We start from the raw sequence: 11,919 nt of genomic DNA, 5'->3' as shown, positions 1-11,919 counted from the left end.
GGTTTATTTTATGAAGGGATCCTCGAAATGAGAGGATCCCTTCATTTTTTTTAGTGGGTGATAGGACGTCATGTTCGAAGGGACAAGATAGGAAAAATATGTTAAAGTAGATATAAATAAAATTATTGGATGACTTGTCATCCCCTAGGGAGGACGAAAAATTGTCTGCAGGACCAAAAAAAGAGAGAGGACAACAAGGGGAAAATCTTGCTGCTCAAATCGTAGTAAGCAAGTGGCTAAAAATCCTCATGAGAAACTTTCGGTGTTCTGTTGGGGAAATGGACATAATTGCCCTAGAGGGGAATAGGCTGATCTTTATTGAGGTTAGAACTCGATCTACCCCCAAATTTGGGTGGGGAGAAGAATCGATCCAGTCTAAAAAAAGAGGTCGCTTACAACGGATTGCAGAGTATTTTCTTTTAAGTCGTCAATATAGAGAATGGCCACCCATCCGTTTTGACTTAATTGCAATACGTTGGGATGAAGATAATCCTCAAACGAAATGGATTAAAGGAATATGAAAGGTTTTGTTAATAATTAATAGATCGTTCACGAATTTTTCACTTCTCTAGGTTAAAATTAGAGCAAAGGGGGAAGGCCCAGTGGAGCCCATCTTAGTTATTGATGATGAAGAACGAATTCGGCATTTAGTGCGCATGTATTTAGAAAATGAAGGATTTACGGTTGAAGAAGCGGAAAATGGAAAGGAAGCCTTAGAGAAGTTTCACAAGGGTAGCTATGCGCTTTTAGTTATTGATTTAATGATGCCTGAGGTGGATGGCTGGCATGTCTGTCGTGAGGTTAGACAAGTCTCTACTATCCCGATTATTATGCTGACTGCACGAGGGGAGGAGTTTGATCGTGTCCTCGGGTTAGAACTTGGGGCTGACGATTATTTAGTTAAACCTTTTAGCACCAAAGAATTAGTGGCACGTGTCAAAGCTCTGCTTCGTCGGACGAGCGGGAACTTGTTAGGAAACTCCTCAGCTCTCTTGTTTGGCAAGCTACAGATTGAAAAGGAGAAGCATCGTGTCTTGATTGGCGAGGAAATGGTAACGCTTACCCCCAGGGAATTTGAGCTATTATATTTCTTAGCAAAAAATCCGGGTCGTGTTTTTTCTCGAGAACAATTGATGGAAACGGTTTGGGGATACGATTTCTATGGAGATGCACGTACTGTCGATACGCATGTGAAAAAACTTCGGGAGAAGCTAGCTGATCCTGAAGTAAAAAGTATGATTGCAACAGTTTGGGGCGTTGGCTATAAATTTGATCCCGAAGTAAAAGGGAATTAATCATTGGGAAGGAAATTAAAAATGAAGCCCAGAAAGGGAAACTGGAGTATTGCAATAAAATTATGGGCTGCTATGATGATTCTCATTTTAGGCGTATTAGGTGGCCTAGGAATCGCGATTACTTGGCTATTTGGAGACTTCTACGTAAATCAGAAGTTGGGTGAGCTAGGGAATGATGTAGTTGATATTTCGAATCAGTTGACGAGCCAATCGAGTTGGGCGCAAAGATTGACGACAGTGCAAAATACGAAGCTTAAGACGGGAAATCAATTGGTACTTCTAAATCGCACCGGCGAGCTAATTACGATTAGAGGAAATATATCGGCTGGAGGAATGATTAGCAACATCGTTCCTTGGAACGGTGGAATGGGATTAAATGGATCAGGGGGGTCAGGAACCACTGGATGGTGGGTTCATCCTCTTCTCCCCAATTATTATTTTTCTCAGGAAAATCTGCAACAAGTATTATCAGGGAAAACACTGACTATCGAGGCTTTGCCGAATAATAATAGTGGGCAGGCCATGTTGGTCGCTGCAACACCTATAGGGGACCCGGCAGAAGCGGTCCTTTTGCTAGGAAGTTCTCCTGCTCCGGTGCAAGAAAGTATCTCTACTTTTCGTAAGATTATTTTTTACTCTTCACTATTTGCAGTGTTTTTAGCAACTCTTGTGAGTCTCTTTCTTGCACGTTTTGTCACTCGCCCTTTGCTTATCATGCAAAGGGCGGCTAGTCGTATGGCTGAAGGTGACTTTCAAAAAATTACAGGGGTTAATGGCCGTGACGAAATTGGTGAATTGGCTGGTGCACTTAATTCGATGGGTGAAAGCTTACAGAACCATATGGACTGGTTATCTCAGGAGAGAAACCTGCTGGAGGGAATAGTTGAAGGTATGAGCGATGCTGTAATTATGCTCAATGCAGGAGGCGAGATTCTTTATACCAATGAGCCCGCTAAGGTGCTTTGGATGGAAAGTGAGGGTAAAGTATCAGGCCGCAAACTGCAAATTCTTAAATTCCTCCAGCAGATGTTACTTCAACCTATAATACCGGAAAAAGTTAAAAATCTCACTCTTGATACCCAGGTTTTACAGGTGGCTTTAGCTTCGACTTCTGCGCAGAATGGGGTTGAGGGTTATGTCGCTGTGCTTCGAGATATTACAGCATCTTTAAGGGCAGAGAAGGAACGACGTGATTTCATGGCGAGTGTAACTCATGAATTGAGAACCCCTCTTCATCTTATTCAAGGATATCTCGAAGCGATTCAAGATGGTGTTATTCCTCAAGAAGAAGAAGCTGAGCAAATCGAATTCGTACTTGATGAGGCACGTCGTTTGGCTAAACTCGTCAATGAGTTACAAGAGATGAATCGATTGGAACGGTGGAAAACCTTAGAACTTCGATCAATTGATCTTAAGGAATTTATGGAAGAGCTAAAACACCGTTATCAGGGTTTAGCTGAGGAAAAAGAAGTTGATTTAGAAATCATGTCAATGCAAGGTGAAATCCTTGCAGATCGGGATCGTTTGCTCCAAGTGTTTATTAATTTGCTTGATAATGCTTTCCGCCATACGCCGCAGCGAAAGAAAATCCAAGTCGATGCAAGTCAGCAAAAAGACAAGATACAATTTGTCATTCGAGATGAAGGAGAGGGGATTCCAGAGCAGGCGATCAAACATATCTTTGATCAATTTTACCGTGTAGATAAAGCACGCTCACGAAAAGATGGCGGGATGGGTTTGGGTCTGTCTATTGTTAAGCAGATTGTTGACGCCCATGGGGGGAACATCAAAGTGGATAGCAAAGTGGGAAAGGGAACTGAGTTTGTCTTTTCCATTCCGATAGATCACGAAAATTAAGCTTGATTTGGTTATTGGAATACTTTGGATAAAATGGGGAGGATAATAAGAAAATGAGTCGAATCCCTCTAGTAAGGAGGGATTTGACTCATTTTCAGTTTTTCATTATTACGGAGTAATTTGTTTAGTTTTGAAAGTAAGGTGTCATATTAAAATAAATGATAAGTGATTATAGAGGGCTTCCTAAAAATATTTATATTATTTTCGTAGTTCAAATAATTAACAGGTTTGGAGATTTTGTGTTTCCATTCTTAACGTTATACCTAACAAGTAAGCTGAATTTATCGTTTGCAACGACAGGCGTAATAGTAATGGTTGCGTCGTTAATAAGTATTCCGGGCTCTCTCTTAGGGGGTAAATTTGCAGATAAACTAGGCAAAAGAAAAGTATATATAGTAGCACAATCAATTGCAGGAATATTACTAATACCCTGTGCTTTTCTCAACACCCCTTCTTTCATCGTAATAGGCATCCTTTTAGCTACTTTTTTTAATGCAGCTGTAAGACCTTCAATAAGTTCAATAATTGCGGACATATTACCCCCCAATAAAAGGCAGCTGGGTTATTCACTTAATTACTTAGGGATAAATATCGGAGTAGCTTTAGGCCCGATAGTCGCTGGCTTTTTGTTTAATCATTCTCTACCCTCACTTTTTATAGGAGATGCTTTAACATCATTTATTGCAGTCAGCCTTGTTATAATGCACGTCACCGAAGTTAATCCAATAAGCTCAGAAGTTGCTATCGCTGAAGAGGAAAATGATGAATCTGGGAATGTACTTAAGGTTCTTTTGAGAAGACCTCGGATAATTATCCTTTTACTCATTTATATAATATATAGTTTCGTTTATATACAACATCGATTTTCCCTACCCATAATGCTAGATAATAGATTCTTAGTTCAGGGTCCTGAAAAATTCGGATTGCTTATGAGTATCAATGCTTTAACGGTAATAATATTAACAATGTGGATTACTAATATTACAAAAAGGTTTAAGTCCCTAACTAATATGGGTATTGCGGGGGTTCTCTATGCTATTGGATTTGGTATGATAGGAGAAATTAATACGTTTTCCTTGTACATAGTATCTACCATATTGTGGACAATTGGAGAAATACTAATGGCCACTAATTTTGGGGTATATATTGCTAATAATAGTCCGAGAAATTATAGAGCAAGACTTAGTGCTATAGGTAACTTAACCAATTCACTTGGTGGGGCTCTTGGAACTTCACTTATGGGTGTATACATTGGTTTTATGGGTATAAATGCTGTATGGTTCGTTACCTTTTTAATCTCATGTATTTCAGCAATTCTAATGTTTTCACTATCTATTCTAACGAGTAGAGAATATCAAAGTTAGTTTCTTGACTGCATCTGGTTAATAACGGTCTTAAATAAGTTCCTCCATTGGAATACTTTGGAGAAAATGGGAAGGATAATAAGGAAACGAGTCGAATCCCTCTAGTAAGGAGGGATTTTCTTGTTTGCAGCAGTTTACGGAATGGCGGTTTCTGGGATCCAAGCTCACCTCATTCGAGTTGAGGTGGATGTGGCTAACGGGTTGCCAGTGTTTGATATCGTCGGTTTACCTGCCACAGCAGTTCGAGAATCTCGGGAACGAGTTCGTTCAGCCGTAAGAAATTCCGGCTATGAATTTCCGTTACAACGGATTACCGTTAATTTAGCCCCTGCGGATATCAAAAAAGACGGATCGGGTTTGGATTTAGCGATAGCGATGGGAATCTTAGCGGCGACAGGCCAATGCGCAGAAAGTAAAATCCAAGACTATGTTTTTGTAGGAGAGCTTTCATTAGAAGGGGTATTACGTCCGATTCCGGGGATTCTTGCTATGGCTGTTTCCCTTGCGGGGATGAAACACGCATTGATTGTTCCACCAGAGAACTGGGAGGAAGCATCCTTAATTGATGAGATTCGTAGTGAGACCGCACCTACTCTTCAAAGTTTAGTACGAACGCTCCGAGGAGAGGTTCCTTTTTATCGCCCTTCCATAGAAAATGTCCCTAAAAGAGAATGGGATCGAAGAGCTGATCATCCCGAGGAAAGATTAAGTGTTGATTTCTCTTCCATCCATGGACAGCAACAAGCCAAAAAAGCTCTCGAAGTAGCTGCGGCTGGAGGGCATAACCTTCTGTTGATCGGTCCTCCTGGTTCGGGAAAGACACTTTTAGCGAAAGCTTATGCAGGAATTCTACCGCCCTTAAGTCGAAGCGAAAGTTTGGAAGTGACTCAACTTTATAGTATCGCAGGGTTACTTGGTCATAATGGAAACCTAATTACAAGCCGTCCTTTTCGCCAACCTCATCATTCAGCAACGGCGGCGGGGATTCTCGGTGGGGGCCGAGACATGAAGCCTGGAGAGCTCGTACTTGCAAATCATGGGGTGCTATTTCTGGACGAACTCCCCGAATTTTCACGAGGTGTATTGGAATCCTTACGACAACCCTTAGAAGATCGGGAACTCACAGTAACTCGACAGAAGGGAAGCATCAAGTATCCTGCTCGCCTGAGTTTGATCGCAAGTATGAATCCGTGTCTTTGCGGTTGGTATGGAGATGGGCAGCGGTCGTGTACCTGCACTCCAAGACAGGTCGAGGCCTATCGGGGGAGAGTATCAGGTCCATTAATGGATCGCTTTGATCTCCAAGTCGAAGTGCCTCGAGTGGAGTACGAAGAGTTGCATTCACGGACGCAAGGGGAAACCTCTGCAGAAGTTAGAACACGCATATTGCGAGCACGAGAAAGGCAGTGGCAGCGTTTAGGAAAAACACGAACGAATGCAGAAATGACGGCTGAAGAAACCCAAGAGTTTTGTCAAGTAGAAGTTGAAGGCGAGCAACTGTTGAGAATGGTTTTTAAACAGCGGAATTTAAGCGCACGTGGTCATGATCGAATTTTACGTGTTGCACGAACAGTTGCGGATTTAGAAGGAGAGGACGAGATTCAGACAAGGCACCTTGCGGAAGCGTTGCAATTCAGGGCTTTGGATCAAGAGGTAGGAGGTTGAGATACTATTAGGATTGAACTCCATTCGTTTAATTTTCCCATTGGAACGACTCTCGCAGCGGGTAAGTAGCTTAAAATGCTCAGAATTAAGATGATAAATGCCCCAGCGGTTAAGCTGAGGCATTTATACACTCTATGTTTATTATTTATTGCTTCGGCGCCAAATCCCAAGATTTTCTGCCTCTTTGATCAAATCTTCGCGAACATTAGGATGAGCAATCGAAATCAAAGCTTCAGCTCGTTCCCAGGTCGATTTTCCTTTTAAGTTTACAATTCCATACTCGGTGACGAGGTAGTGGACTATCGCGCGATGCGTTGTGACGATCGCTCCTGGAGTTAAGCTCGGCTTAATCCTCGAGCGAAGCTCATCGCCCTTTTTAAAGGTCGACTCCATAGCAATAAAGGATTTTCCACCTTTTGAACGATATGAACCAAAGGCAAAATCGAACTGTCCTCCCGTTCCACTGATTTGACGTGTTCCTGAGGATTCTGAGCAGACTTGCCCGGTTAAATCCACCTCAATACAGTTGTTAATGGAAATAACCTTCTCATTTTGTGCAATGATAAACGGATCATTGACATAATCGACGGGATAGATCGCACACATCGGATTATTGTTTAAAAAATTGTACGTCTTTTGGGTTCCGAAGGCGAACGTATAAGCAATCTTATACCGATCCGTTGTCTTATTTGCTCCAGTTACACGCCCGGATTCCACCATATCAACCATGGACTCGGTGAACATCTCGCTATGAAGCCCAAGATTGTTGAGATCAGATTGAGCGATCATCTGACCTACAGCATTCGGCATACCTCCAATACCAAGCTGAATGCAGCTTCCATCTTCAAGCTCAGGCATGATATAAGAGGCGATCTTAGATTCAATCTCCGTCGGAGCACCACTCGGAATCTGAGGCAAGGTCCAGTTTGATTCAACAATATAGTCCACTTGTGAGATATGAATGCTTTCTTCTTTTCCTCCTAAGCAACGCGGAATATTTGGGTTGACCTCAAGTATAATCACTTTTGACTTTTCACAAGTTGCCTTTGCATGAGATACTTGGGGGCCAAAGTTGAAAAATCCGTGCTCATCAATCGGGGTAACTGGAAGCATTGCCACATCAACATCAGCAAAACGTCGATAATAACCGGGAAGTTCATGATAGAGCAAGGGAATATGATAGCAAAGTCCTTTGTCATGAAGCTTACGATCGATACCACTAAAATGCCAGTTATTATAAATAAAATGTTTGGCCTCAGGATCAGCTTTGACGACTTCTGGAGCTCGCAACGCGGTAACTGCGCGAATCTTCACATCAAAAAGTTCTTCCTTACGAGCCGCTAACGCCTTATCAAGCGCAACAACTTGCCCGGCAAAAGCACCATAATCGACCCAGTCTCCAGACTTGACAACACGGACTGCTTCCTCAGGGGTGACTAGCTTTTTTTGATATTCACCACTGTAACTCATAAAGCTCCTCCTCAGAACGTTTTTTCTTCCCATTCACGTGCTTAACAGAATACTTAAACATTACCTTAAAATGTTACTAGCAATGACAACCCGTTGAATTTGATTCGTCCCTTCATAAATCTGCATGATCTTGGCATCCCGCATATATTTTTCAACTGGATAATCTTTAATGTAACCATAGCCACCAAAGATTTGTACTGCATCGGTGGTAACCTTCATCCCTGTATCCCCGGCAAAAGCTTTAGCAAAGGAAGCCATTTGGGTAAACGGTTGACCCTGTTCTCTTAAGTAGCAAGCTTTATGCACAAGCAGTCGAGAAGCTTCAATTTCTATGGCCATATCTGCCAACATAAACTGTACCGCTTGAAACGTAGCAATTGGTTTTCCAAAGGCAGCTCGCTCTTTTGCATAATTCACAGCAGCTTCATAGGCTGCCTGAGCAATTCCAACCGCCATCGCGGCAATAAACGGACGGGAGATATCCAAGGATTTCATACAAATTGTCCAGCCTTCGCCTTCTTCTCCTAGACGATTGGTGATCGGAACCTTTACATCCTCAAAACTGATCTGACACGTGTCGGAAGTCCGAATTCCCATTTTATTTTCTTTCTTTCCAATAGTAATTCCCGGGGTATGCGCATCAACCATGAACGCAATCACCCCTTTATGGCGCAACGATTTATCTGTTGTAGCAAAGACCGTGAAAATATCAGCAACACCTGCATTGGTTATAAACTGTTTCGTCCCATTGAGAATATAGTAGTCACCCTCCCGACGGGCTGATGTGGATAAACTTGCTGCATCTGAACCACTACCTGGCTCGGTTAGACAGAAGGCTGCTAATTTTCCTTCATTCATGACATTATAGAAGCGTCTCTTCTGATCATCATTACCACCGACTAAAACGGGATTCGCAGCCAGCAAGTTACTAGCGACTACTGTAGTAGACAGGCCTGCATCTCCAAACGCAAGTTCCTCTGCAATCAAAGCTTGGGTGATTGGATCTAACCCCGGACCACCGTATTCTTCTGGAACCCCAATCGTTAAAAGCCCAACTTCGTGAAGCTTATGCACAATCTCCCAGGGAAACTCATCCTTTTCGTCATATTCTCCAGCTACTGGGGCAATTTCTTTCTCCGAAAATTTACGAGCTACTGCTCGCATCACTTCCTGTTCTTCGGTATATTTGAAATCCATCGTAATTCCTCCCTCAAATTTGCCTCTACTAAAAATTTATCCTAGGGTATATTCCTAAAGAAGTTCAACCACGGTAGCAACGGCAGGTCCACCACCAGCACAAAGGGAGGCACAGCCGTAGCGCGCTCCACGACGCCGCATTTCATACAATAGAGAGACAATTAAACGAGCTCCAGAATTTCCAACAGGATGCCCCAAGGAAATGCCTGAACCATTCACATTCACTTTCTCCATACTCAGTTTAAATTCACGGTTAACCGCCAGAAATTGGGCAGCAAAGGCTTCATTCAGTTCCCAATAATCAATATCTTCCAGACTTAATTGAGCAAACTTTAAAGCTCTCTTCACGGCGGGGACAACGCCGATCCCCATAATCTTAGGATCCACTGCAGCGGATGCGGTGGAAAGGATTTTGGCTAAAGGCTTAATCCCAAGCTCGACTGCCTTTTTCGCTGACATTAAGATTAATGCTGAGCCCCCATCATTGAGGCCGGACGAGTTTCCTGCGGTTACGGTTCCATTTTTCTTGAAAGCAGGTTTCAGCTTTGCTAAGATCTCAGGACTCGTTTTAGCGTTAGGATGCTCATCGGTATCAATTACTACGGTTCCATTTTTGGTCTTGAATTCAACAGGGACGATTTCTTCCTTGAATTTTCCTGTTTGTATTGCCTGCAGTGCTCTTTGATGACTTAAGTATGACAACTCGTCCTGTTCCTCACGGGAAATTTCATACTGCTCTGCTAAGTTTTCTGCTGTCATGCCCATATGATAGTCATAGAATGCGTCAAACAAGCCATCATGCAACATGGCATCCAGGACTTCATTATTCCCCATTCGATAGCCGCTCCGGACCTTCGGTAAAAGATAGGGAATGTTTGACATGCTTTCCATACCGACTGCAGCACCAATATCCACCTTGCCCAAGGCGATCTCCTGACTGAGAATTTCCGTAGCACGCATGGATGAAGGGCATAATTGATTAATCGTAACAGCTACTGTTTCCATGGAACAACCCGCTTTTAGAGCAACTTGACGTGCTGGGTTTCCCTTTAACCCGGCCTGAAAAACATTACCTGCCACCACTTCTTCAATCTGAGAAGCATCTATGGTTGCTTTTTCAAGCGCTGCTTTTAAAGCGATCACCCCAAGCTCAATCGCTGAAACCTCTTTTAAAGCACCCAGATAATCTCCAATTGGGGTACGCTGAGCACTTACAATGACAACCTCTTGCATCATTATTTCTCCTCTCTGACTACTAATCTTTTGTGTTTTAATCTCTCTAAAATTAAGCTTTCGCTTGTCTATAATCATAAAATCCTTTTCCTGTCTTAATCCCCAAATGCCCAGCTCTAACCATCTGCTTGAGCAAAAGGGCTGGACGATATTTTGGATCATTAAACTCTTGATATAAAACTTCCATCACCGCCAAAACGATATCAATCCCAACCAAATCAGCTAAGGCAAGCGGTCCCATCGGAAGATTAGCCCCCAATTTCATCGCAGTATCAATATTTTCTGCAGAACCGACCCCTTCTTGATAGGCTTGAATAGCTTCATTGATCATAGGAACGAGAATCCGGTTTACAATAAACCCTGGAGATTCCTTAGCATTAATCGGAACCTTTCCAAAATGCAGAGCCAATTCCATGACTAAACCCACAACCTTCTCAGTCGTCTCAACTCCCGGAATGACCTCCACCAAATTCATAACGGGGACGGGATTAAAGAAATGCATGCCAATTACTCGACCCGGATGTTGAGTTGCAGCCCCTATCTCCGTAATTGAGAGTGAAGATGTATTACTGGCTAAAATCGTCTGTTCTGGACAAACCTGATCAAGTTCTGCATATACTTTTTTCTTAAGCTCCATATTTTCAACAATCGCTTCAATAACAATATCTACATCCCTAAAGTTCTCAAGGCCGACCTTTCCTTCAATCCGGGCAAGGATATTCTTTTTTTCTTCTATGGGCAATTTTCCCTTTTCCACAAGTTTTTGAAGGGCTTTACTGATCCGCTCAAGACCACGATCAACAAACACTTGACTGACATCAATCAGGATGATCACGAATCCACTCTGAGCCACGGCTTGAGCAATTCCGGCTCCCATTGTTCCAGCGCCTAAAACACCAATTTTACTAATTCCCACCAAGTTCTACCCCTTCTCTCATTTCTTTCCCAGTTAAAAAACCGTCTTTTTTTAGTTTTTTCTTTATCCACCTCAATCCATCTAAAGATATAAGAAATTAATGCAACAATCGTGCCAATCTTCAGAAAATTATTTATATTCATATTATAGGAAAAATAAAATGCCCTAAATTCAAGTATTTTTTCTCCAATCAAAATTCTTGAGTGAAAAATTTTAGCAATATAATCCATTTAAACCTTGTCTCCTGGAATAGACAGGAAATATGTGGCTTTTTGTACCAAAAGGCCCGCACATCTTGCCATACAAACCTTGTGCAATTTGTAAACTATGTCTATTTATGGAAACTTAAAATTCCTCGTTTGTCGACATTCGCTCGATTCACGACTCAGAGAACTCGTAAATATGGATGAAATATTCATTATTCAGGGTTTTGGATTAACGCGATGGAGTCGATACTAAATAGCTTTACGTTTAGAAATTAAAATAAACAGATATTATAATCATTATATTGGATAGTTATTTGACTTATAGTATAGGGGGGTATACTATATAGATGTTAAAGGAGTGATGTCCAGTGGATGAAAATACAGATAACAAATCTTGTCCGAGCTGCCATTCTGAAATAGCTATGGGAGATGAACGGACAAGTCATCATAGTGAGAAAACGATCCGAGACTTAGTCAATCGAATGAATCGGATTGAGGGCCAAGTCCGAGGTGTTAAGGGGATGATCGAAAGGCATGTCTATTGCGATGATGTCCTTAATCAAATTGCTTCAGTGCAATCGGCACTCAATGGAGTTTCCAAACTTCTATTGGAAAAGCACATGAAGTCATGTGTACGGGAGCAACTTCAAGAGGGTGACGAAGAAGTCATTGATGAAGTATTGAAAACAATTTTTAAAATGATGAAGTAAGAGCGA

The 11,919-nt window shown here is 42.1% G+C and carries 11 protein-coding genes; 6 read left to right on the top strand and 5 right to left on the bottom strand.

All coding sequences use genetic code 11. The features are described 5' to 3' along the window. Positions 1-161: 161 nt before the first annotated feature. From DESME_RS10980 to DESME_RS10960, 5 genes are all read left to right on the top strand, one after another. On the top strand, positions 162-521 hold the full coding sequence (locus DESME_RS10980) for a YraN family protein (protein WP_006718186.1): 360 nt from the start codon (positions 162-164) through the stop codon (positions 519-521). An 81-nt stretch (positions 522-602) separates the two neighbouring features. Continuing rightward, the gene (locus DESME_RS10975) at positions 603-1,295 is read left to right on the top strand and encodes a response regulator transcription factor (protein WP_006718188.1); all 693 of its coding nucleotides are present in this window, start codon (positions 603-605) and stop codon (positions 1,293-1,295) included. Between the two features lie 21 nt (positions 1,296-1,316). After that, the gene (locus DESME_RS10970; protein ID WP_006718190.1) at positions 1,317-3,152 is read left to right on the top strand and encodes an ATP-binding protein; all 1,836 of its coding nucleotides are present in this window, start codon (positions 1,317-1,319) and stop codon (positions 3,150-3,152) included. A 158-nt stretch (positions 3,153-3,310) separates the two neighbouring features. Next, entirely contained in the window at positions 3,311-4,516 is a 1,206-nt protein-coding gene (locus tag DESME_RS10965; RefSeq protein WP_025248777.1) for an MDR family MFS transporter, read from the top strand. A gap of 120 nt (positions 4,517-4,636) precedes the next feature. After that, positions 4,637-6,181: a YifB family Mg chelatase-like AAA ATPase gene (locus tag DESME_RS10960; RefSeq protein WP_006718193.1), complete on the top strand. Its 1,545-nt coding sequence runs from the start codon at positions 4,637-4,639 to the stop codon at positions 6,179-6,181. 141 nt (positions 6,182-6,322) lie between these two features. Here the strand turns inward: DESME_RS10960 and DESME_RS10955 are convergent, their stop codons facing one another. Genes DESME_RS10955 through DESME_RS15925 form a run of 5 tightly spaced genes read right to left on the bottom strand, consistent with a single transcriptional unit; the run spans position 6,323 to position 11,227 of the window. Continuing rightward, positions 6,323-7,651 carry an acetyl-CoA hydrolase/transferase family protein gene (locus DESME_RS10955; protein WP_006718196.1) on the bottom strand — a complete coding sequence of 443 codons (1,329 nt, stop codon included), beginning with the start codon at positions 7,649-7,651 and terminating at the stop codon, positions 6,323-6,325. A 60-nt stretch (positions 7,652-7,711) separates the two neighbouring features. Next, positions 7,712-8,848, bottom strand: a complete 1,137-nt coding sequence (locus DESME_RS10950; RefSeq protein WP_006718198.1) for an acyl-CoA dehydrogenase family protein — start codon at positions 8,846-8,848, stop codon at positions 7,712-7,714. 54 nt (positions 8,849-8,902) lie between these two features. Beyond that, positions 8,903-10,081, bottom strand: coding sequence for a thiolase family protein (locus tag DESME_RS10945; RefSeq protein ID WP_006718200.1), 1,179 nt, complete (start codon positions 10,079-10,081; stop codon positions 8,903-8,905). Positions 10,082-10,133: 52 nt separating this feature from the next. Beyond that, the gene (locus DESME_RS10940) at positions 10,134-10,997 is read right to left on the bottom strand and encodes a 3-hydroxybutyryl-CoA dehydrogenase (protein ID WP_202962881.1); all 864 of its coding nucleotides are present in this window, start codon (positions 10,995-10,997) and stop codon (positions 10,134-10,136) included. After that, positions 10,970-11,227, bottom strand: a complete 258-nt coding sequence (locus tag DESME_RS15925; protein WP_006718204.1) for a hypothetical protein — start codon at positions 11,225-11,227, stop codon at positions 10,970-10,972. Before DESME_RS15925 ends, DESME_RS10940 begins: the two co-directional genes overlap by 28 nt. A gap of 398 nt (positions 11,228-11,625) precedes the next feature. Between DESME_RS15925 and DESME_RS10935 the strand changes: the two genes are divergently transcribed. Next, positions 11,626-11,913 carry a metal-sensitive transcriptional regulator gene (locus tag DESME_RS10935; protein WP_156922809.1) on the top strand — a complete coding sequence of 96 codons (288 nt, stop codon included), beginning with the start codon at positions 11,626-11,628 and terminating at the stop codon, positions 11,911-11,913. Positions 11,914-11,919: the final 6 nt, after the last annotated feature.

Origin of the sequence: Desulfitobacterium metallireducens DSM 15288 (assembly GCF_000231405.2) — a bacterium.
Taxonomy (GTDB): domain Bacteria; phylum Bacillota; class Desulfitobacteriia; order Desulfitobacteriales; family Desulfitobacteriaceae; genus Desulfitobacterium_A; species Desulfitobacterium_A metallireducens.
The sequence above is the reverse complement of the archived record's forward strand: the minus strand, read 5'-3'. Positions and strand labels throughout refer to the sequence as shown.